The 22,203-nt window shown below is 66.1% G+C and carries 19 protein-coding genes; 6 read left to right on the top strand and 13 right to left on the bottom strand.

Translation table 11 applies throughout. The annotated features are described in order from the left end of the window. Positions 1-124 precede the first annotated feature (124 nt). The 4 genes from HIM68_RS06780 to HIM68_RS06765 all read left to right on the top strand — a co-directional run bounded on the left by HIM68_RS06780 (position 125) and on the right by HIM68_RS06765 (position 5,119). Positions 125-1,138 carry a sugar-binding domain-containing protein gene (locus HIM68_RS06780; RefSeq protein WP_172170852.1) on the top strand — a complete coding sequence of 338 codons (1,014 nt, stop codon included), beginning with the start codon at positions 125-127 and terminating at the stop codon, positions 1,136-1,138. Continuing rightward, entirely contained in the window at positions 1,135-2,790 is a 1,656-nt protein-coding gene (locus tag HIM68_RS06775; RefSeq protein ID WP_172170850.1) for a xylulokinase, read from the top strand. The genes HIM68_RS06780 and HIM68_RS06775 overlap by 4 nt, the downstream gene beginning before the upstream one ends. Positions 2,791-2,795: 5 nt before the next feature. Continuing rightward, complete coding sequence (locus tag HIM68_RS06770) at positions 2,796-3,893, top strand: ABC transporter ATP-binding protein (protein ID WP_172170848.1); 1,098 nt, start codon at positions 2,796-2,798, stop codon at positions 3,891-3,893. A 98-nt stretch (positions 3,894-3,991) separates the two neighbouring features. Beyond that, positions 3,992-5,119 carry a glutamate--cysteine ligase gene (locus HIM68_RS06765; RefSeq protein WP_139908678.1) on the top strand — a complete coding sequence of 376 codons (1,128 nt, stop codon included), beginning with the start codon at positions 3,992-3,994 and terminating at the stop codon, positions 5,117-5,119. Positions 5,120-5,281: 162 nt separating this feature from the next. Here HIM68_RS06765 and HIM68_RS06760 read toward each other — a convergent pair whose 3' ends face one another. The 9 genes from HIM68_RS06760 to HIM68_RS06720 all read right to left on the bottom strand — a co-directional run bounded on the left by HIM68_RS06760 (position 5,282) and on the right by HIM68_RS06720 (position 15,602). Then, complete coding sequence (locus HIM68_RS06760) at positions 5,282-5,845, bottom strand: NUDIX domain-containing protein (RefSeq protein WP_139908679.1); 564 nt, start codon at positions 5,843-5,845, stop codon at positions 5,282-5,284. Next, on the bottom strand, positions 5,823-6,902 hold the full coding sequence (gene tsaD, locus HIM68_RS06755; protein ID WP_172170846.1) for a tRNA (adenosine(37)-N6)-threonylcarbamoyltransferase complex transferase subunit TsaD: 1,080 nt from the start codon (positions 6,900-6,902) through the stop codon (positions 5,823-5,825). The genes HIM68_RS06760 and tsaD overlap by 23 nt, the downstream gene beginning before the upstream one ends. Further along, positions 6,899-7,474 (bottom strand): hypothetical protein, encoded by a 576-nt coding sequence (locus HIM68_RS06750; RefSeq protein ID WP_172170844.1) that lies wholly within the window; start codon positions 7,472-7,474, stop codon positions 6,899-6,901. Before HIM68_RS06750 ends, tsaD begins: the two co-directional genes overlap by 4 nt. After that, positions 7,471-8,418, bottom strand: coding sequence for an aldo/keto reductase (locus tag HIM68_RS06745; protein WP_172170842.1), 948 nt, complete (start codon positions 8,416-8,418; stop codon positions 7,471-7,473). Before HIM68_RS06745 ends, HIM68_RS06750 begins: the two co-directional genes overlap by 4 nt. Before the next feature lie 95 nt (positions 8,419-8,513). Next, the gene (locus tag HIM68_RS06740; protein ID WP_172170840.1) at positions 8,514-10,841 is read right to left on the bottom strand and encodes an HtaA domain-containing protein; all 2,328 of its coding nucleotides are present in this window, start codon (positions 10,839-10,841) and stop codon (positions 8,514-8,516) included. Positions 10,842-10,888: 47 nt separating this feature from the next. Next, entirely contained in the window at positions 10,889-12,298 is a 1,410-nt protein-coding gene (locus tag HIM68_RS06735; protein ID WP_172170838.1) for a hypothetical protein, read from the bottom strand. Positions 12,299-12,301: 3 nt separating this feature from the next. Beyond that, complete coding sequence (locus HIM68_RS06730) at positions 12,302-13,147, bottom strand: heme ABC transporter ATP-binding protein (RefSeq protein WP_172170836.1); 846 nt, start codon at positions 13,145-13,147, stop codon at positions 12,302-12,304. Continuing rightward, a complete protein-coding gene (locus HIM68_RS06725; protein WP_216656970.1) occupies positions 13,144-14,358 on the bottom strand; it encodes an iron ABC transporter permease in 1,215 nt (404 codons plus the stop codon). The genes HIM68_RS06730 and HIM68_RS06725 overlap by 4 nt, the downstream gene beginning before the upstream one ends. Further along, complete coding sequence (locus tag HIM68_RS06720; protein WP_253903789.1) at positions 14,355-15,602, bottom strand: hemin ABC transporter substrate-binding protein; 1,248 nt, start codon at positions 15,600-15,602, stop codon at positions 14,355-14,357. Before HIM68_RS06720 ends, HIM68_RS06725 begins: the two co-directional genes overlap by 4 nt. A gap of 226 nt (positions 15,603-15,828) precedes the next feature. On the opposite strand from HIM68_RS06720, the gene HIM68_RS06715 reads away from it, so the two are divergent. Further along, positions 15,829-18,315, top strand: a complete 2,487-nt coding sequence (locus HIM68_RS06715) for an HtaA domain-containing protein (RefSeq protein ID WP_172170832.1) — start codon at positions 15,829-15,831, stop codon at positions 18,313-18,315. 143 nt (positions 18,316-18,458) lie between these two features. Next, a complete protein-coding gene (locus HIM68_RS06710; protein ID WP_172170830.1) occupies positions 18,459-19,097 on the top strand; it encodes a heme oxygenase (biliverdin-producing) in 639 nt (212 codons plus the stop codon). Positions 19,098-19,115: 18 nt separating this feature from the next. Here the strand turns inward: HIM68_RS06710 and HIM68_RS06705 are convergent, their stop codons facing one another. The 4 genes from HIM68_RS06705 to alr are packed head-to-tail and all read right to left on the bottom strand — an operon-like array spanning position 19,116 to position 22,166. Next, positions 19,116-19,622 carry an N-acetyltransferase gene (locus tag HIM68_RS06705; protein ID WP_172170828.1) on the bottom strand — a complete coding sequence of 169 codons (507 nt, stop codon included), beginning with the start codon at positions 19,620-19,622 and terminating at the stop codon, positions 19,116-19,118. Next, positions 19,619-20,353: a tRNA (adenosine(37)-N6)-threonylcarbamoyltransferase complex dimerization subunit type 1 TsaB gene (gene tsaB / locus HIM68_RS06700; protein WP_172170826.1), complete on the bottom strand. Its 735-nt coding sequence runs from the start codon at positions 20,351-20,353 to the stop codon at positions 19,619-19,621. Before tsaB ends, HIM68_RS06705 begins: the two co-directional genes overlap by 4 nt. Next, positions 20,350-20,955 carry a tRNA (adenosine(37)-N6)-threonylcarbamoyltransferase complex ATPase subunit type 1 TsaE gene (tsaE, locus tag HIM68_RS06695; protein WP_172170824.1) on the bottom strand — a complete coding sequence of 202 codons (606 nt, stop codon included), beginning with the start codon at positions 20,953-20,955 and terminating at the stop codon, positions 20,350-20,352. The genes tsaB and tsaE overlap by 4 nt, the downstream gene beginning before the upstream one ends. Beyond that, positions 20,952-22,166: an alanine racemase gene (gene alr / locus HIM68_RS06690; protein ID WP_172170822.1), complete on the bottom strand. Its 1,215-nt coding sequence runs from the start codon at positions 22,164-22,166 to the stop codon at positions 20,952-20,954. Before alr ends, tsaE begins: the two co-directional genes overlap by 4 nt. Between the last annotated feature and the right edge of the window lie 37 nt (positions 22,167-22,203).

Raw genomic sequence — 22,203 nt, 5'->3', positions numbered from 1 at the left:
GCCTTCCCTCGTCCTTGCGGGATCGCAGCCCGCCGTCGGTTCGCTGCGAGAAAATCATATGAGCATCCGTGCTCATATGTGCAATACTGTGTCACGAACCAATCAGATGTGCAACACTTCACATATGAGCGAACACACAGTCGTCGACGCCGAAGGGAGGCCCATGTCCACGGTGCCCACCGCCCGCCACCGCCGCTTCCTCGCCCAGCTGGCCCGCGATCACTACCTTGAGGGGCGGTCCAAGGTCGAGATCGGCAAGTCGAACGGACTCAGCCGGTTTCAGGTCGCCCGCCTCCTCCAGGAGGCCGTCGACACCGGGGTCGTGACGATCACCATCGAAGCCGATGCCGGTGAAGCCGACGGTCTGGCCGAGCAGGTCGCCGCAGCGCTCGGCCTCGACTCGGTCGTCATCGTCGACATCCCCGACGAGACTCAGGCCTCCCAGCAGATGGGTCGGGCCGCGCTATCGCTGGTCGGCCGCCACGCCCATGCGGGGATGCGCATCGGCCTGTCCTGGTCGCGCACCTTGGATTCCGCGGCCGCGTTCACTCCGGCCCTGCCCCGCTGCACGATCGTCCAGCTCGCCGGTGCCCTCCGCCTGGAATCGCATCGTCCCAGCTCGGAGATCTTCACCCGGCTGGGCCAGGATCCGGCGGTGAGCATGGTCCGTCTGCCCGCCCCGCTGCTCGTCACCGAGGCGGGAACCGCCGCTGACCTGCGGGCACTGCCCGAGATCTCCGGGACCCTGGCCGCCGCCGATGACCTCGATCTTGCCGTGGTCTCTGTGGCTTCCTGGGCCGAGGGCCTGTCCTCGGTGTGGGATAAGTGCTCCCCCGCCCAGCGTCAGGCGGGCATCGACGACGGCGCCATCGCCGAGGTGTCCGGACGTCTCTTCGCCGCCGACGGATCCGATGTCACCACGATCGACGACCGCGTCATCGCCGTCACCCTCGATCAGCTCCGCCGGGCTGCGACGACCGTGGGAGTCGCCCGTGGAGCCGAGCGCGCCCGCGCGGTCCGTGCCGCCTGTGCCGCCGGGATCCTCGATATCGCGATCATCGACCGCTCCTTGGCCGATGAGATCCTCGCCGAGGCGGCCGACCCCGGTGCCGCGCCAGCTGAGGAGGAGTTCCGATGAGTGCGAATCGCAGGTTCGTCGCCGGTGTCGACTCCTCGACCCAGAGCTGCAAGGTCGTCATCGCCGATCCGGACTCCGGTGACATCATCCGCACCGGTTCGGCCCCGCACCCTCCCGGCACCGAGGTCGACCCCGAAGCGTGGTGGACGGCTCTGCAGGAGGCGATCGCGGCAGCCGGCGGACTCGACGATGTCGCGGGTCTGAGCATCAGCGGTCAGCAGCATGGACTCGTCGCCCTCGACGCCGAGGGCCGGGTCATCCGCGATGCCCTGCTGTGGAACGATCTGCGCAGCAAGGCCGCGGCCAGAGACCTCATCGCCGAGGTCGGAGCCGCCGACTATGTCGCGCGCACCGGGGTCCTGCCCGTCGCCTCCTTCACCGCCGCCAAACTGCGGTGGCTGCGCGATGCCGAACCGGACAATGCCGACCGGGTCGCCGCCGTCGCCCTGCCGCACGACTGGCTGAGCTGGCGCTTCCTCGGATACGGCCCCACCGACGCATCCGTCCGCGGTCCCGTGCTCGAGGCCTTGGTCACCGATGCGTCCGACGCCAGCGGCACCGCCTACTTCGACCCCTCCGCTTCTCGCTACGATCTCGATCTCTTCCGCATCGCCTTCGGTGCGTCCGCCCGTGAGGCAGCGGGCTTGCCGTGCGCCGCGGATACGGACGTGGAGGCGGATTCACCGAACCTGGGCGGGAACGGGCAAGCCGCCTCGGCGATCATCCTTCCCCGCGTCCTCGCCCCCGACGAGGCGGCCGGGCACAGCCCGGACGGAATCGTCGTGGGCCCCGGGGCCGGGGACAATGCCGCCGCGGCGCTGGGACTCGGGGTCACCTCGGGGGATCTCGTCATCTCGATCGGAACGTCCGGTACGGTCTTCGGCACCACCGACCTGCCCATCGCCGATGCGTCCGGCACGGTCGCCGGTTTCGCCTCGGCCGACGGCGGGCGCCTGCCGCTGGTCGCCACGCTCAATGCCGCCCGCGTCCTTGATTCGGCGGCGAAGCTGCTGCGGGTCAGCCACGACGAACTCGCGGCCCTGGCGCTGGCGTCCCGGCCGGGAGCGGACGGGCTCACGCTCGTCCCGTATTTCGAGGGCGAGCGCACCCCGAACCTGCCCGATGCCACGGCTCGCCTCGAGGGGATGACCCTGGCGAACTCCTCGGCGGAGAACGTCGCCCGCGCCTTCGTCGAAGGAATGCTGTGCGGTCTGGCCGACGGGCTCGACGCGGTGCAGGCGCAGGGCCTGGAGGCCGGACGGCTGCTGCTCATCGGCGGGGCGGCACGCAATCCTGCCGTCCGGGAGGTCGCCCGCGATATCTTCACCGTGCCCATCGACGTGCCCGAACAGGCCGAATACGTCGCCATCGGGGCGGCTCGGCAGGCGGCGTGGACACTCTCGGGAACCCTGCCGGACTGGACCGTCGAGCTCGTCGCCACTCTGCATCCGCGTCCATCGCGGGTGCGGCAGCAGTACCGGTCCTGTGCAGCGCGGACGGCTGCTCAGCAGACGGCCAGTCTCGTCTCGCCGGGCCACGCAACGTCGGAACCAACTTCGTCAGAACCCTCTCTGTCCGAACGCTCATCGTCCGATCAATCACTGACCGATCACCGTGGATCTTCGGGTGCGCACGCATCCGTGAAAGGTTGAGAACAATGGCCACAGTCACCTTCGACAAAGCACTTCGTCAATACCCCGAGGCGCTCAAACCCTCCGTCGACGAGGTCAGCCTCGACATCGCCGACGGGGAGTTCCTCGTCCTCGTCGGCCCCTCGGGCTGCGGGAAGTCGACGACCCTGCGCATGCTCGCCGGGCTCGAACCCGTCGACTCCGGTCACATCCGCATCGGCGACCACGATGTCACGGATCTCTCCCCCAGGGAACGCGATATTGCGATGGTGTTCCAGAACTATGCGCTCTACCCGCATATGAGCGTGCGCGAGAACATGGCCTTTGCCCTGAAGATCGCGGGAGTCGCCAAGCAGGAACGCGATCAGCGCGTCGAGGAGGCCGCCCGGCTGCTCGACCTGGAAGCGTACCTCGATCGCAAGCCGAAGGCGCTGTCCGGTGGGCAGCGCCAGCGCGTGGCGATGGGGCGTGCCATCGTCCGGTCCCCGCAGGTCTTCCTCATGGACGAGCCGCTGTCGAACCTCGATGCGAAGCTGCGGGTGCAGACCCGCGCACAGATCGCCTCGCTGACCCGCCGCCTCGGCGTCACCACCGTCTACGTCACCCACGATCAGGTAGAGGCGATGACGATGGGCGACCGGGTTGCGGTCCTCGCCGATGGCCGGCTGCAGCAGGTGGACACTCCCGCGAACCTCTACGATCGACCGGCGAACCTCTTCGTCGCGGGCTTCATGGGCTCGCCTGCGATGAACCTCGTCGAGGTGCCGGTCGAGGGAACGTCGCTGCGCCTCGGCGATGTCGAACTCTCACTGACCGCGGAACAGCGTGAGCAGGTCACCGGTGAGACGGTCACCGTCGGCATCCGTCCGGAGGATCTGCAGGTCACCGAGACGCAAGGCCTCGAGGTCACCGTCGATCTCGTCGAGGAGCTCGGCGCCGATGCCTACGTCCACGGTCGAGCAGTCCTGGCCTCGGGCGAGAAGACAGTGGTGGCTCGCGTCGCCGGCCGATCGACGATCCGCCGCGGGGACACCGTGCGCGTCGCTCCCGATGCCGCGCGCCTGCACCTCTTCGACACCGACTCGGGCAGCCGATTGGCCGAGGACGCACGCCGCGCCGCGTGACCGGCGGGGTCGCCTCGGCGCGCGAATGCGGGGCATCACACAGCTCGAATGTCGCCGCTGAGTCCGGGGAATCGGGCGTGCGCGATTATGATCGGATCATGGTCGATTTCGCACGCTCTCCCCGCTCCACCCTCGGTGTCGAGTGGGAACTGGCTCTGCTGGATTCTCGCAGCCTGGATCTGACCCCGGCTGCCGAGACTCTGTTGGCCGATGTGGCCGAGCATGCGCCCGAGTACGAGAAGCACATCGTCGGAGAGATGCTGACGAACACGATCGAGCTCGTCACCGGCGTGCACAAACAGGTGTCGACCGTCGCCGAGGATCTGGCCACCTCGATCGGGGCGCTGCGGAAGCTGACCGAGGCACGCGGTGTCGAACTGATGTCGGCGGGCACCCACCCGTTCGCGCAGTGGCAGTCGCAGGAGGTCCGAGCGAAGGACCGCTATCTCGAACTCGTCGATCGTACCCAGTGGTGGGGTCGGAACATGCTGATCTTCGGCGTCCACGTCCACGTCGGCATCGACTCGCGCGACAAGGTGCTGCCGATCGTCAACGCACTGCTCGCCTATGTCCCGCACCTGCAGGCACTGTCCGCGTCGTCTCCGTTCTGGGGCGGCACGGACACCGGCTATGCCTCGAACCGGGCGATGATGTTCCAGCAGCTGCCCACGGCCGGTCTGCCGTTCCAGTTCGATCAGTGGGCGGACTACGAGAAGTACGTCGACGACATGCTCACCACCGGGATCATCGACAACATCAACGAGATCCGCTGGGACATCCGGCCGGCCCCGCACTGGGGCACCGTCGAGGTCCGTGTCTGCGACGGGCTGCCGACGCTCGAGGAGATCCTCGCGGTCACCGCGTTCATCCAGTGCCTCGTCGATGACATGTCCGAACGCCTCGACGCCGGTGAGACCCTGCCGACGATGCCCGATTGGTTCCACAACGAGAACAAGTGGCGCGCCGCCCGCTACGGCATGGACGCCATCATCATCGAGAACGCCGCGGCCGACGAGCGTCTCGTCACCGAATGCCTCGCCGACGAGATCGAACGACTCTCGCCCGTCGCTGAACGCCTCGGCTGTGTCGACGAGCTGCACTCGATCACCTCGATCATCGAACGAGGCGTGCCCTACCAGCGCCTGCAGAAGGTCTTCGGCACCACGGGTTCGCTCACCGAGGTGACCCGCTCGCTCATCGGCGACCTCCGCAACTCCTACAGCTGAGGCGGCTCTTCCGGGTTCGATTGCGCCCACCCGCGGCCGCATCAGCCCCTCATGCGTCCTAGGGGTGGATCCACCACGATTCGCAAGGAGATTTCGAGACGGATCCACCCACAGGAGACACGTGGGCCCGCAGGCACAGCCCCAACGGCGAGCGAGCCGAGCTCACAGATGGGGTCGGAGCAGCTCCAAGAGCGTCGGCAGCGCGGAGGCGACTCCCGGGTGCAGTTCGTAGTCCTCGAGCTCGTCCAACGGCACCCACGACAGCTGGATGCTCTCGGGGTCATTGATGACAGCGTCGAAGCGGCGCAGGGTCTTCGCGATCACCGTCGTGTACGACCAGGTGTCCAGGTCGAGGATGTGCGTCTCGAGGATCTCGATGCCCGATCCATCCTGGTCAGGAACCCCGGCCTCTTCCCAGGACTCCCGGACCGCGGCCTCGACCGCCGACTCGCCCATATCGCGGGCACCGCCGGGGAACCCCCAGGTCCCGCCCTCGACCGACCACAGCGCCCGGTGCTGCATGAGCACCCCGCGCTCGGGATCGACGAGCATGAGCCCCGCGGCCCCGTTGAGACCCCAATGCTTCTTCCCATCGGACCCATACGTCCACCCGTCACCCGATCGCCGAGGCGGCCGACCGGCAGGCAGGCGCGTTGACTTCGCCGCCTGTGCGTTGCGTTCGGCGGCGCTGTTCGGGTCGCTCTCAGACGAGGACATGATCGACATCCAAAGAGGAGACGGCGGCGAAGGACAGGTCACTCGGTCCGATTCCGCGGGAGACGAGCTCCGCACCGAGAGCCGCGACCATGGCTCCGTTATCCGTGCACAGTTTCAACGGCGGCACCCGCAGAGTCACGCCCGCCTCGGCGCAGCGAGCCGAGAGCACTTCACGCAGGTGCGAGTTCGCGGCCACTCCCCCACCGAGCACGACATGATTGATTCCGGTATCGGCCGCAGCGAGCAGAGTCTTGGTCACAAGCACGTCGACGACAGCGTCTTCGAACCCGGCGGCGATATCGGCCACACGCAGGTCCGCACCCAGAGTCTCCGCTTTCGTCACCTCGCGCAGTGCAGCGGTTTTGAGCCCGGAGAACGAGAAGTTATACCGGCGTTCGGGGTCCCGAAGGTCCTGTTTCTTCGCCAGTCCGCGCGGGAACTTCACTGCCTTCCGGTCGCCGGGGATCCCGGTGCCGTCGAGCAGGCCAAGAGCTGCCTTCGAGATGTTCGGTCCGCCGGGATAGTTGAGCCCGAGCAGGCGCGCGGTCTTGTCGAAGGCCTCACCTGCGGCGTCATCGATCGTAGCGCCGAGGAGTTCGATGTCCTCGACGACGTCGCCGATGCGCAGAATCTCGGTGTGCCCACCAGAGACGAGCAGGGCGATGGTCGGAGTGGTCAGCCCGTCAACGTCCTCGGCGACGAGATCGACGGCCACGTGAGCGGCCAGATGGTTGACTCCGTAGAGCGGTTTGCCCAAAGCAGCGGCAAGCCCTTTGGCCGCGCCGACCCCGACCATCAGTGCACCGGAGAGACCCGGCCCCGCTGTCACGGCGACGGCGTCGATTTCGGACAGCTCCACCTCGGCGGTCTCACACGCCGAGGCGATGGCCGGGCCGATGGCCTGCACATGGGCGCGGGAGGCGACTTCGGGCACGACCCCGCCGAAGCGCACATGCTCGTCCATCGACGAGGAGACGGTGTTCGTCAGCAGCGTGCGCCCGCGGACGATGCCGACCCCGGTTTCGTCGCACGAGGATTCGATGCCGAGGACGAGTGGGTCGCTCATGATCCGTCCTCCGGTGCGTCGGCAGACTCCGCGGTTTCGAGGTCGAGGTCGGAGTAGATGGCCACGAGTTCGGGCTCGGTCACCTCGGCGATGTCCATACCGAGGGTGCGGGCGAAGAGGCGCAGATGCGTGTCCCACATCGGCCCCACCTCGGCGGCCTGACCGCGGGCGGTCTCGGCATCGGGCGCGGTATGGGTGAGCACGAGCAGGGTCTCCTGACCGGTCTCCCCCTCGATCGGCAGCACGCGGATGCCGAGCACGCCGAAGTCGTCGAGTTCGAGCAGCACGTGATCGAAGTCCTCACAGCTGAGGACAGATCCGTTCAGGTCGATGTCCTCGAGCGCGAACGTGATCGGCCGGGCTGCGGATCCGTCCGAATCAGCTTCGTCAGCCGTATCGGACTCCTCTGCCCCGGTTTCCTCGCCGAGGCGGAACGGCGCGAACCAGACCCGTGCACTCTCAGCATCGGTCAGTGCGTTCCAGACCGTTTCGACGTCACGCTCGAGGAGCACCTCGATGACGAGGTCGGTGCCGTTCTCCCAGGTGACCAGGCGCGGGCTGGTCCCACTCATGCTTCCACCCAGGCGCCGTCGAGGGCCGCCTTCTCATCAGGACTCAGCTGCATCTCAGTTCCGACGAGCAGCTCGGTGAGCTGTTCGGGCACTCGCGCCGAGGCGATCGTCGAGGGGATGAAATCGTGAGTGAGCTGCCACGCGATGGCCGTGGCCGTCATCGACGCACCGTGATTGGCGGCGACATCGTGGAGGATTTCGAGGGCGCCGAGGGCCTTCTGGTCATCGACGAAATCGGCGACACGGTCACCGCGGACGCTGCCGGTGGCGTCGCCGCCGGTGTGCTTGCCGGTGAGGAAACCGGAGGCCAGTGAGTGGAACGGCAGTTCGGCGATGCCCTCAGAACGCAGGTACGCCTGTTTCTGCGGATCGACGGCGGCGCGGGAGACGAGGTTGAACCGGTCCTGGACGACTCGATAGCAGGCAAGCGAGAACTTCGTCGAGATCTTCCGGGCTTTCTGCAGTCGCTCGAGGCTGAAGTTCGATGCCCCGAGGTAGCTGACCTTGCCGGATCGGACGAGCGCGTCGAAGGTCTCGGCGACGGCGACCTGATCGACGTCATCATCGTCTCTGTGGGCATAGTAGACGTCGATGTGGTCGGTGCCGAGCCGGCGCAGCGAGTCGTCGACGGCGATGCGGATATTCGCCGGGTCAAGGCCCTTGCGCTTGGGATGCATGCCGACCTTGGTGGCGATGATCATCTCGTCGCGGTTGCCGCGAGCCTTCATCCATTCGCCGATGATCGTCTCGGACTCTCCGCCCGAGTTCCCCTCGACCCAGGCCGAATACGCATCGGCGGTGTCGATGAAGTTTCCGCCGGCCTCGGCGTAAGCGTCGAGAACAGCGAAGCTCTGATCCCGATCCGCACCCCAGCCGAAGGGATTGCCGCCCAGCTGAAGAGGGTGGACGAAGAGATCGGTATCTGCCAATTGCACACGTGTCATGCCCTCCAGACTACCCTCCGAAACATTCCGGTCAGAGCCCGGTTCACGGTGAGATCCGCCGCGAACCGAGCCCTGCTCGGTCAGGTCTCCTGCCCTCAGGCGAGGTCCGAGGGATCGAGGCCGATGTGGCGGCGGATTCCCGACCGGATGCCGAACCCGGCCACGATCGCCACGGCCAGCCCGGTGCCCATGACGATCCAGGCCCGTATGGGCACCTCAGAGGCGGCTCGAGCTTCTTCAGCCTCCTGGGCGAAGACTGTCTCGTCGTCGATGTCGCCGTTCTTCTCGGACTTCTTGCCGTCGGCCCCCTTGCCCGAGCCGGCGCCTGCTCCGCTGCCGGCTCCTCCGGCACTGGCCTGCCCGGTTCCCGGCTGACCGCCGCTGCCCGCAGCGTTCTGACCGGGCGCGCCGGAGCCTGCACCCGGAGCGTAGTCTCCGGCGCCCGGCTCATAGTCGCCGAGGGAGATGGTCATCGGCTGGGCCGGCTTGTAGGGATCCCGCGCTCCGTCGGAGGTGAACCAGTAGGAGTACTGACCTGTCTTGTGCTGGAAGTCGATGAAGTCCTGCGGGAAGGCACCCCAGTAGTCGCTGTTCTCACCGGTCTTCTTCGCCTGCACCGAGGCGTTCTCATCAGCACCGCCGACCGCGCTGCCGGACGAGCCGGACTTGCCCTTGTTGTCGTATTTCACGCCGAGGTAGTCCGGGGTGGCCGTGATGTGTCCGTCGTCGAGGAGGGCGTCGACGTCGATGTTCTTGAAGTTCGCCATCGTGATCGATTCGGGCTTGAGAGTGACCCACTTCGACGAGTCGAACATGTCGGCTCCGTAGCCGCTGAGGTCCGCCACGAGGCGGCCCTTCCCGCTGCTGTCGACCTCGAGCTTCGGGTCGGTCGCCGACCAGTACGTCATGCCGCCGTAGAACGCGACCGTGAAGCTGCCCTTCCACTGCACGGTGACGCCGCTGTGGGTCTCGCTGACTTCGCCGTCCTTGATGGCCACGCGCGACTGGGTCCACGAGTCCTTGCGCGAAGTCGACACGGCCTCACCCTCGGCATCGAGACACCGGGAGTCCCACGTGGCTTCCTTGAACGTCGACCCGGTGGGCTTCTGGATCGTCACGTTCCCGGACTTCGACTTGTAGAATCCGCCTCCGCCGGAGGGCCAGACCCGGGCGCTGCCGGAGTCTTTCGCCTTGCCCGCCGAGAGGAAGTTGCAGCCGCCGAAGAATGCTCCGCCGTTGGCTTCCCGGTTCAACGACCAGTACAGAGTCGCGGTCCCGTCGCCGGCGCTCTTCTTGTCGTCATCGCTCTTGCCGCCATCGCCTGGAGTATCCGGTTCTTTTGGATCCGGTCCGGGCGGTTCAGTGTGGTCTCCATCATCGGGATCCTCGACAGTCTTGTCATAGGTGACGGTGAGGTCGTTGGTCTTCTTCCGCGGCTGCAGTGAGGTGGGGCCGCCCGCGGTCGTGTACCAGTAGGAGTCCTGGCCGGTCTCGAGGTTGAAGTTGATCCAGTCCTGCGGCATCGCTCCCCACCATGATTCGTTCTCCGCTGTCTTCGGGGTCTGAGAATTGCGTCCGTCCGCGCTCGTTGCAACACCGAGGAAGTCCGGAGTGAAAGTGAATCCGGTGTCAGTGACATCGACGTTCCCCCGCTGGATTTCGACGATGTCTCCGTCGCGGGCATCGAGCTTCTTCCAGATGCTCAGGTCGTCCATATCGGCGCCGTAACCGGAGTAGGTGCCGGTGATCGTGCCCTTGCCGTCCTTGACCTCGAGCTTCGGGTCCGAGATCGTCCAGTAGGTCATGCCGCCGTAGTAGGCGAAGGTCCAGGAACCTTCCCACTGGATCGAGGCATTGTTATTGTCGGGATCGACTATGCCCGAGCCGTTGTCGATTCGGACGTGGTCACCGGTGTGGTTGTTCTCGGCCTCGGCGTTGACCTTGTTGTTCACCGAGGCATACTGCATCTTTCCTTCTTCGTCTTCCTCCGTTGGCTTCGCGCACCGCTTCCCGAAGTTCGAGTAAGTATTGTCCTCCTTGACGATCGAGACATTGCCGTCGACGAAGTTCTTCTCGCCGTTTACCTTGAACAGAGTACCGGCGTCCTTGTCCGTCCATATCCGGGCCATCTCAGAATCCCCAGCCTCACCTGCGGCCAGGAAGTTGCAGCCGCCGAAGTACGATCCGCCGGTGGATTCGTCATTGACCGACCATTCGAAGACCGCATCGTCGATGTCCTGCTCGCCCGAGTCGGTCGCTTCGTCCTCAGGCGAAGTCGTCGAGGCGGCTCCCGGCACCGAGTACGGCGCGGTCACCGCCTGCGCCGGTCCGGTGAGCCCGAAACCGAGCAGCCCCAGGGCAACGATCCCTGCCGCGGTGCGTGTGAGAATTCGACCCCTGCGGGTGGAGGTGTGAGTGTGCATCGTCGTTCCTCGTCCGTTCTCGTCCCGCAAGACGATCCGTTCGTGTGTCATGAGTGCGTCGTCGTGTCGTCAGAGTTGTCGGTGCCGTCCGGAGCGACCGCCGTGAGGACTCGCGTGTCCTTGTGATCCTCCGGGTCGGTCTCCCCCGCCGAGGCGGCCCCACCGTCCCCGGGTCCCGTGCTGTTGGCGCCGGACTCGGCTGTGATGACGCCTCCGGTGTAGAAGCTCGGCGCAGCGCCGACGCCTTCGTCGCCGCGGCTGCCCGCGGCTTTCCGGTCCTCGTCCTCGAAGAAGGCGATGACCTGCGGAGGGAGTTTCCCGGTGCCGGGACCGAGGCTCTGGTGGTTCGCGTGCGCCACGGCACGCTCGGAGCCGCGTTCGAGCTTGGCCAGCTGCAGTTTCTTCTTCCGCTGCATCACGAGCCGACGTTTGGCCAGCTTGTGCTGGGTCCTCATCCGTTTCCGCTCGCGTCGGTCGTGTTCCTTCTCCATCGCCGCCGGGCTGACTCCCAGCAGCAGACTCTTGACCGCGAGGTAGCCGCCGATGCCGAACCCGAGACCGATCGCGATGATCGACCCGAGCACGAGCACTCCGGCGAGGATGGCGAAGAAGATCAGCCATGATGTGCTCATCGGCGGTTCGCTGGCCACCGGTGCCACATTCGGGTTCTGTGCAGGGTCAACGGTCTGGGTGTCCTCTCCGCCGGAGTTGCCGCTGCCGGAGCTCGCTTCCGCTCCGCCTCCATCGTCACCGGAACCAGCGCTTGATTCGTCGCTCTTCTCATCGCCGGAGGACTTCTCAGTCTTCTCGCTCTTCTCGTCTTTCTCGGCGTCCTTGCCTGCGGCGGCACCGGAGGCGGAGAAGTCGACGGGAGTGAAGGATTCGTTGTTTGCGTTGTCGACGCCGTGGGCGCCGATCGTGATGATGCCGCACTGGACCTCGCCGCAGTCGACTTCGGTCTCGTTCTGCGACCGGTCATAGGTCGTGAATTTCTCACCGGGGACCTTGATGGTTCCGCTCCACGTCCCGTTCGCCGCGACTTCGCCGCCGTTGGCGGCATACGCTGTGCTCGATCCGGGGAAGGTCACGAAGAGCTGGTAGCCGGCCGGTTTGGTCTCGTCGTCGTAGACATAGCGGTAGTTCGACCCAGTCACTCCGCCCTTGCTCGGACGCCATCCGCCGGAGGCGTCGTCGACCCAGCCGAAGAGGACGTAGATCCCACCGAATCCGCCTTCGACGGATTGGAAACCGGAGCCGGAGAGGTTGAGCGTCGACTCGCCGTCGGCCTTCGGGGTGCCGGACACGGACACCTTCGGGGCCGCCTCGGCGGGGGTCGGATTGAGCATCGTCGTCGTCACGCCCACGGCGAAGGCCAAGAGCGCGGAGATCGTGATGAGCGCGAGGATCCGCTTCACCGGCACCGAGGCGATGGTCCGGTGGAGTGCAGTCGTCAACATGGGTCAGTCTTCCTTTCGGCCGGCGCGCACGGGCACGACCAACGGTGCTCCGGTGTTGGGGTCGGCCACGATGGATACGGGATAGTCGTAGACGTCGCTGATGCGGTCGGCGGTGAGCACCTCGGCGGGTGGACCGTCGGCGATGATCGAACCGTCGGAGAGCATCGCGATCCGGTCGGCGTAGGCACCGGCGAGATCGAGGTTGTGGACGATGATGACCACGGCGCCTCCGGTCGAGGCGTAGTCGCGCGCCTGTTGGAGGACGAGCTCCTGGTGGCGGATGTCCATCGGTGCGGTCGGCTCGTCGAGGAGCAGCGCCGGGGTCGCCTGCGCAAGCACCCGGGCCAGCGCGACCCGGGCCTTCTCGCCTCCGGACAGGGAGGTGAACTTCCGGGCCGCGAACTGCACGGTCTCCGTCCTCGACATCGATCCGGCGACGATGAGGTCGTCGTGCTGGGATTCGCGCATGCCCGCCCACGGGGAGCGGCCCATTTCGACGACCTCGAGGACGGTGAATGGGAATGCCATTCCGATGTCCTGGAGGAGGACCGCTCGGCGCATCGCCAGTTCTCGGGTCGACCAGGAGTACTCCACTTCGTCGTCGATGAACACCTTCCCGGCGTCGAGCTCGACGTCGGCGGTGATGACATTGACCAGGGTCGATTTGCCGGCGCCGTTGGGGCCGACGATGGCGAGCACCTCCCCGCATCGGATGTCGAGGTCGATGCCGGCGAGGATGGTGCGTTCGCCGAAGCTCACCTCGGCTCCGCGCACGGAGATGATCGGCTTGCCGGCGACGGGGAATTCCGGGCGGCGCACGGCCGATCTGCCCACGGTGATGATGCTCATGCCCATCCTCCTGATTCCTTGCGGCTGCGTCTGATGAGGTAGAAGAAGAACGGCCCGCCGACCAGCGAGGTGAGCATGCCGATGGGCAGATCGGCGAACTCGACGAGGGTGCGAGCGGCAAGATCGGCGATCGAGAGCAGCACGGCCCCGCCGAGCACGCTGGCCGGCAGTAGGAGCCGGTGCCCGGGGCCGATGATCATGCGGATGATATGTGGGACGACGAGGCCGACGAAGGCGATGATCCCGCAGAAGGCTACAGCTGCGGAGACGAGCAGGGCGACGACGGCCATGACGATGATGCGCAGCCGCTCGACATTGATTCCGACGTGACGGGCGCTCTTCTCCCCCAGCGACAGGATGTCGAGGCCCGGCGCGAGAGTCTGGGCGATGATGATCCCGAAGACGATGAGCGGGAGGATCAGCCCGACCTGGGACCATAGGCTGCCGTTGAAGCTGCCCATCTGCCAGAACACGATCTGTTCCCGCGCCGAGGTGGGTGCGGCGAAGGTGATATACGCGATCGCGGCTCCGGCGATGGCGTTGACCGCGACACCCGTGAGCACGAGCGTGATCACCTCTGTCCGCCCTCCCGAGCGGGAGACCGTGTAGACGATGAAGGTCGTGATCAGACCGCTGACGAAGGCGAAGGTCGGGGTGGTGAAGGCACCGAGGAAGGACCAGCCGAAGAGGATCGAGGCACTGGCGCCGACCGCGGCACCGGACGAGACTCCGACGACGCCGGGTTCGGCCAGCGGGTTGCCGAAAACGCCTTGCATCATGGCTCCTGCCACGGCGAGAGCGGCACCGACGAGGACGGTCATGACCACGCGGGGGAAGCGCACCTGCCACAGTGCTTCCTCACCGAAATCGTGGCTCGGTCCCGGCAGCCAGTCGAGTCCGACTTTGCCCAGCAGTGAGCCGATGACCTCGAGCGGCGGGATGAAGAGCTGACCGATTGCGGCAGAGAGCACGCATGCGGCGATGAGGGCGATGGTGAGGACGAGGAACAGGGTTCCCGCTCTGGCGGTGCGCTGGCCGCGGATGCGTCCGAGGTCGAGCCCCTGATCTTCTCGGACGGCGTCGAGGCGGCTCGTCGGGTCGGGGCGTCCGCCCGCCGCGGGGGCGGCGGGACCGGTACCGACTTCGGCCGGGTCGGGGCGGCGGCGGGATCGGCGCAGCGAGGTGTCCCGAATCTCGGTGGACTCACTCATGCCTCATCCTCTTCCAGTTCCTCATTGATCTCTTTCAGTCGCTTCTCGATGGACTTCGGCGGATGGTCCGGGTGATAGGCGAGCTCGGGCGCGTAGATCGCGGTGCCGAGAGCCGCGAGCACCTGCGCCGAACGCGGGCCGAAGCTCATCACTTCGTAGTCGCTCATATCGACGAGCCGCCGATTCTTCCCTGCCGGAGTCTGTTTGATGCCGGGCAGTTCGAGAGCCTTGTCGATGCCTCCCACCGAGGCGAGCCCCAGGGTCATGACGATGATGACGTCGGGGGCTGCCTTGATGAGTGCTTCTGAATTCGTCGGTGACATGCCTTCGAATCCGACTTCGGCGGCGACATCGCGGGCGGAGACGGATTGGATGAGCGAATCCGCGCCGGAGCCGACGCCGAACCAGTAGTAGATGTTGCCGCGCAGGTAGAGGAAGACCGTCCGCGGGCGATCGGCGGGATCCTCGGGAGCGAGCCTCGCGACGGCTTTCTGCGTGTCGTTGATCTCGCGGACGGTGCGTTCGGCGAGCTTGTCACCGAGTTCGGGCACACCGAGAGCATCCGCGACCTCCCGGATCTGCGGTCCCGCGGAGCGCACGCCGTCGGAATACGACGATGAGATGAAGATGACGGGAATGCCGGCATTGCGCAGCTGCAGCTGCGCGTCGTAGGGGCCGATGGTCGTATCGGTGAGGACGACGTCGGGCGAGAGCGCGAGCACCGCCTCGGCGTTGATCTCATGTCCGCCTTGAGTGATCAGCGGCAGCTGCTCGGCACCGGGGACGAGCTGAGTGAAGTCAGTGGCGATGTCTCTGCCGACGAGGTTGCAGCCGAGTCCGAGACCGACCACCGCGGCGGCGATCCCGCCGTTCTGGTTCATTGCGAGGATTCGGTCGGTCTTCTTCACCGTCTGCTCGGGACCGTCATTGCTCTTCACCGTCACCGGCAGGTTCGCTTCGTGCGCGGCCGTATCGGAGACCGGCGGAATCTCGCCGGCCTGCGTATACGCAGTCGTCTGCCCCGTGATCTCCGTCGGGTCGGGCAGAGCTTTCCGGTCGACGTCGGGAACGTCGGGCAGATTCGGCGTCGACCGGGCGGGAGGCTGCTGACATGCGGCCTCACCTTGGGCGTTGATCGAACCGATGTTGTGGATTCCGTTGTTCCACAGCAGGACCGCCAGCACCAGACCGCCGGCGAGCCACGCGGTCCGGCGGAACGATCGACGGCGCACAGTCCTGCGCAAAGACCACTTCTGCATGAGTTACTCGAACATCCCTGAAAGTCATTTAATTAAGGCAAGGCTACTCATTCATAAGTAAGGCTAACCTTGGCTTTTTACGATATGTCTGTGTAGTCTATTTATCGTTCAGCGAATCCACAACTTCTGCTGATGATGAATCCAGGATCTTTTCCGAGGCCTGGCACCACGCGGTCTTCGCCGTGTGCGACGTTGAAAATGAGGAGAATCTATGACGCACAAGAGTGCACGCGCACGTGCCGCGAAGGCACGACGCTTGACTTCGCCGCTGGCGGCCGGAGCGGCGATTGCAGCCGCCACCGGACTGCTGGGGATGAGCATGAGCGCCCCGGCATTCGGAGCGGTCGACAAGACCGTTGACGATGCTGTGTTCAGCTGGTCGGTCAACAACGAGTCCACCGGCGGCGCCTACTTCGGTGGGTGCAACTTCCTCGCAGCGGGTGAAGCCGGAGACACGGGCATGGCTCGCATCTGGACCGCCAAGGACGCAGGATCGATCTATTCCGTCGATGACGCGGGGAAGTTCACCGATGGGAACACCTCGATCGTCAAGACGAATGGCGAACTGTCGGACTTCGACAGCCGCTGCACCGATGGTGAGGGCAACAAGGTCAACGGCAAGATCAACGCCGAAGCGCCGAACAACCACACAGGTGACCACGTAGAGATCAAGAACGGCACCGGAACGGTCGATCCCGACAACGACAATGCCTCCATCCAGTGGGAGGGCTCCTGGTCGTTCGCGTACTACGGCGGAATGACCTACTGGACGATCTCGGATCCGAAGCTCGAGGTCAAGAACGGCAAGGGCAACATCACCGGAACCTACTCCGGGTTCGGTGCCGATATGGACGATCTGAGCATCTGGAAGAAGCTCGATGCGCGTGACGGCGATATCGTCGAAATCCAGCAGGGCGAGGTCGATGTCACCGACTCGGGCTTCGAGTTCACCCCTGACTACCTCGGCGTGGAGACTGCCACCGACGGCCGCAACCTGCAGTCGCCGAAGTCGTCTGAGAACGAGTCCTGGTGGGGCGCCATGCCGCAGGACTGGATCGACTTCAACGTCGAGACCGGTCAGGACTCCTACTGGTACACCACCGCCGGAGCGAGCACCTCGATCCAGCCGCGGAAGAAGACGAATCCGCTCACTGTCGAGTACACAGCTCAGGCCCCAGCCCCCGACGTCTCGACGTCACACTCCGTGAAGTCCGCAAGCGCCGAGGACGGCCTCACCGTCAACGTCACAGGCGATGGCTACGACAATCTCCCCGATTCCAGCCTCGGCAAACCGTCGGCAGGCGCGTATGCCGCCATCGTTGATCGTGACCTCGCCAGCAAAGATGTCACCGCCGGCAACACGACCGCTGTGCAGTACGTGATGCCGCCGCAGATCAAGGACGGCAAGATCGACGTCGATGTCACCGCAAAGACCGTCGACCTCGACGAGTCGAAGGACTACGACGTGCTGACCTGGGTCGCCCACGGCCTGCCCACCGGAGATGCCGAGCTCTATCGCGAACCCATCGAACTGACCGACGAGCAGAAGAACGCCCTGTTCCCCAGTGACGACGATGCAGATGATGCAGCTGACGACGGCGCGACCGACGGAGCCGAAGCCGGTGACGACGGTGCAGCCGACGCCGCCGAGGGCGAAGCCGATGACAAGGGCGCAGCCGATGCGGCCGAAGGCGAAGCCGACGATAACGGCACCGCAGACACGGGCGCCGACGGTGCTGAAGCCGGTGACGACGGTGCAGCCGACGCTGCCGAAGGTGAAGCCGACGACAAGGGCGCAGCCGATGCGACCGAAGGCGAAGCCGACGGTGCCGAGTCCGACGACAATGGTTCAGCCGATGCAGCCGAGGGTGCGGAAGACGGGGCGTCGGATGCCGCTGAAGCCGGTGACGACGGTACGGCCGATGCAGCCGAAGGCGAAGCCGACGGGTCGAAGGCCGGCGCCGCAGCAGACGGATCGGCCGACGGTTCCGACTCGGATGCCGGAGGCGCTGCCGACGGTGATGACTCCGACGGCGGTTCCGACGGTGACGAAGACAAGCCTGCCAAGCCGGTCGTCGCAGACCAGACAGTCGGCGAGGACCGTCTCGTCAAGGGCAAGACCGCCCCGAACGCCGAGGTGAATCTTGCCTGGACCCCCGTGGTCGAGAAGAACGCGGACAGCCAGATCAAGGCCTTCGCCGCGAAGGTCCCGTCCGAGGACAACGTCACGGTGACTGCCGACGCTGAGGGCAACTTCTCCGCCAAGGCCCCGAGTGCCAAGGGCACGTACGCCTACTCGGCAATCGCCACGGTCGACGGTGTTCCGTCCGACCCTGCCGAGTTCACCGTCACGGTGACCGAAGACGAAGCCGCCGATGACGACGCCGGCAGCGAAGGCAGCTCGGACGGCGGGTCAGCCGACGCCGCCGGATCCGGTGACGACGGTGCGACCGACGGAGCCGAAGCCGGTTCCGACGGCGGCTCGAGCGCCTCAGGCGGTGCGTCCGACGGCTCCGGCGCAGCAGGTTCGTCCTCTGCCGGATCCGAAGGTTCGTCGACAGGCGGCTCCGAGTCGGGCAGCTCCGACGGAGGAAACCTCCCGCGTACCGGTGCCGAGCTGATGACTCTGCCGATCGCGATCGGTCTTCTCATCCTCGGCGCAGGTTCTGTTATGTTCTCGCGGATGCGCAAGCGCTAGACTGGCCTCAGACAAGTTCTGTAGTGAGCCAGCGAGTCCGTCCCGGTTCGGCACGAGAGTTCCGAACCGGGACGGACTCACCCCCATAGTCCCACTATCGCGAACCGTCATTCGGATCGACGATCTCTCAATGAGGAAACATCATGTCTGAACCGTTCTCCGCTCGCCTCAAGGCCAGCACCGCCACCATCCACGACGAGGTCGAACACACCACGTTCATGGTCGACCTCATGGAAGGACGGCTCGACGCAAGGGCCTACGCCCTGCTGCTCAAGCAGTACGACGTCATCTACGGCGTGCTCGAGTCGAAGTCACGGGAGTTCGCCGACTATCCTGTCTTCGCGCCGTTCTTCGACGCCCATCTGTTCCGGGCCGACCGCATCGCCGCCGACCTGGCCGCGCTCGACGGCACCGAACTGCCTGTCATGCCCAGCGCCACCGCCTATGCCGCGCACCTGGCGGGACTCGACCGCGCCGAGCAGGTCATCGCCCACCACTACACGCGCTACCTCGGCGACCTCTCCGGCGGTCAGGCGATCGGCACCCTCATGGGCCGGCACTACAGTCTGCCGGCGACCTCGCTGACGATGTGGGATTTCGCCGAGCTCGGCAAGACGAAGCCGTACAAGGACGCCTACCGCCGACTCCTCGACCAGGTTGCGGCAACCGGCGGTGACGAGCAGATCGTCGTCGACGAGACGATGGAAGCGTTCCGACTCAATGGAGCGCTGCTCGTCGACCTCACCGAGGCGACCGATAACCGTGCGGTTCCCGTCGCCTAGGGCGCGACTTGAGAAGGATCAGTCGCCGATCCGCAGACGCATGATAATTCCCGCGGCGCCCGGATAGTAGTCCGGGCGCCGCCCCCATTCCTCGAACCCGAAGGATGCGTACATCCCCAGCGCCGCAGCATTGCGTTCGTCGACCTCGAGGTGGACGACCTCGGAACCGCGTTCCTTCGCCCAATCGATTCCCGCCTGCAGCAGGGCACGTCCGATCCCTGTGCCGCGCGCAGCCTCGGTGGTGGCGATCGTCATCACGTCGGCTTCCGCACCGGCGCCCGACATGACGATCCACCCTGCCAACTCCCCCGCCGAGGCGGTGAACTCACTATCCGTGGCTGTGCCGTCCACATCCGTTTCCCCCGCCGAGGCGGTCCTGGCGGCGAGCATGACCGTGCCGTTCTGCGCCTTGACCGACCAGTAGTAGCCGAGCGTCCAGGCTGTGGGTCCGAAGATCGCCGCATCGTGGTCGGCCACCTCGGCGAGGTCCCACCAGGGAAGCTCGGCGATGGTCGTGGAGGTCATTTCAATGAGCTCTCGCGTACCGGGGTTGCTTTCGCATCGGGTTCGCGCAGGTATTCGGGGATCGGGTCGGCAAGGTCTCGACCGGCGGCGAGTTCCCGTGCCGCCGCGAAGGCAAGATATTCGGCACGAGGATCGGTGATCGACTCAGAGGTCGACGCTCCGAGGACGTCCGGATAGAGGAGGAATCCGCGGCCGAGCTTCTGATCGATCGTATCGAGCCGGTAGCCGTTGTCGGCGAGAACTGAAGCAACCTCGGCCGGTTTGGCCACGAACGGCCCGGCGTTCAGTCTGGCGTCGGCGGAGTCGTAGACGCTGAAGTAGACCTCTTTGCGGCGGGCGTCCGAAGCGATGAGGACGGGGCGAACGGATTCGGTCGCGGCGGGCGACGCGACCTCCGACGCAAGTGCTGGGGAGCCTTCTGCCCTGCGGACGAACTCTTCGACGATCGCGGCTTGGGACAGCAGTCCCTTGACGGGAATCCCACGAGCCTGACCGACGGCGATTCCGGAGGCGATGCCCACCCGCAGACCGGTGAAGGGTCCGGGTCCGATGCCGACGACGACGAGTTCGGGTTGGGCATCCTCGGCGAGCACGCCGGCGAGCGCAGGACCGATGAACTCAACGTGTCGACGTTGGTCATCGGCCTGTTGAGCGGCGATGACCGAACCGGTGTCCGTATCCACGAGGGCCACAGAGGCCGACTGCGAGGTGTCGATGGCCAGAACGATCATGATTCGTCTCCCTCATCCGCGAAGTCCTCGGCAGGCAGATCTGCAGAGGCCGGGTCGTCGACTCGCACGCCTGCCAGCGCCGAGACAGCGGCTTCAACCGCCGGCATGCGTTCGATCCATGCATCCCCGCGGCCGGTGAGGTCGACGGTGCGTCGTTCGTCCTCCACCTCGTCCTCGTCGTCCACACCGACCGAGTCATCGTCCCCCGCGGCTTCATCCCACACCGGGGTGATGGTGATGTCGAGGTGATCGCTGCTGAGCTGCTCGGCCAGGCCGGCTCCCCATTCGACGACCGTGATCGACTCGTCGAGTTCGGAGTCGAGGTCGAGATCTTCGAGCTCCTCCCCGTCGGCCAACCGATACGCGTCGACGTGGACGAGGGCGGGTCCGCCAGAGCGCGACGGGTGTTCGCGGGCGATGACGAACGTCGGCGACGTGATCCGCCCGGCCACGTCGAGGGCTTTGCCCAGCGACTGCGTGAACGTCGTCTTCCCCGCTCCGAGGTTGCCCGTGAGGATGAGCAGATCACCGGCGCGCAGATGGTCGGCCAGGACCGCAGCGAACGTGCGCATCTGCTCCAAGGATTCGAGATGGACCCTCATCGCCCGTCTCCCTTCCGGGCGACCCGGTCGACCCGGGCGCTGAGCTGGGTGACGATCTCGTAGTTGATCGTGTTCGCCCAGGTCCCCCATTCGGCCGCGCTCGGCCCACCGGGACCGAAGATGACGACCTCGTCGCCGATGGCCACCTCATCGTTGCCGGCACCGATGTCGATGATCATCTGATCCATGGCGATACGCCCGACGACGGGGTAACGACGATCCCGGATGGCCACCTCGGCGCGGTTCGAGGCTGCCCGCGGCAGTCCGTCCCCGTACCCACCGGGCACGAGCGCGAACCGGGTGTCGGTCGCGGCGGTGAACGTCAGCCCGTAGGAGGCGCCGTGACCTGCGGGAATGTCCTTGAGATTGATGACGCTGGAGGTCAGCCGCATGACCGGGCGGAGCCCGAGAGCCGCCGGATCCCCGTCTTCGAGCGGGGACAGACCGTAGAGGGCGAGCCCCACCCTCGCCGAGGTGCCCGGGCACGGTCCCAGGGTGAGCGCTCCCGGTGAGTTCGCGATGTGCACATCCAGGTCATCCGATTCGCCGAGGCGGCCGTCCGCGGCGTCGAGCACGGCCCGAAGCTGCCCGTGGGCGGAGGAGAAGACCGCGCTCTGCGCTGCGGTCTCGGGGCGTTCGGGTTCGTCGGCGACGGCGAAGTGGCTCATGATTCCGACGATGCGGATATCGGCTCCGGCATCGCGTGTCTTGGAGTCGTCGGTGTGGCTGTCTTCGGCGTGGCGGCGCAGCCAGTCGAAGGCACGGACGAGTGCTTCCGGGGACAGACCGTTGCGGCCGAGTCCGGTGTCGATCTTGAGGTGGGCTCGGGCGGTGACGCCGGCGCGGCGGGCCGCCTCGGCGAGCCGGTCGAGGGCGCCCACCGTCGAAATTCCCAGTTCGATGCCGGCGCGCACCGCCTCGTCGAGGTCGGTGGTCGGCCCGTAGAGCCAGGCGAGGATCTGCGCTTCGGGGCCGAGCAGGCTGCGCAGACGAAGGGCCTCGGGGATCGTGGCCACACAGAACTCGCGCCACCCGGCCGAGAAGAGAGCGGGTGCGACGAGGTCGATGCCGTGGCCGTAGGCGTTGGCTTTGACGACGCATTTGAGGCGGGCGGGTGATAGCCGATCGGCAAGGACGGCGGCGTTGTCGCACAGGGTTGTCTCGTCGATCTCGGCCCGTACGAGAGCCTCGGGGATGTCGAAAGATGTCACTGGATAAGACTACCGCCGACCCCCGTCGACCAGCACC

Source organism: Brevibacterium sp. CT2-23B (assembly GCF_013168765.1).
GTDB classification, from domain to species: Bacteria; Actinomycetota; Actinomycetes; order Actinomycetales; family Brevibacteriaceae; genus Brevibacterium; species Brevibacterium sediminis.
This window is presented reverse-complemented; position numbering and strand designations above follow the sequence as displayed.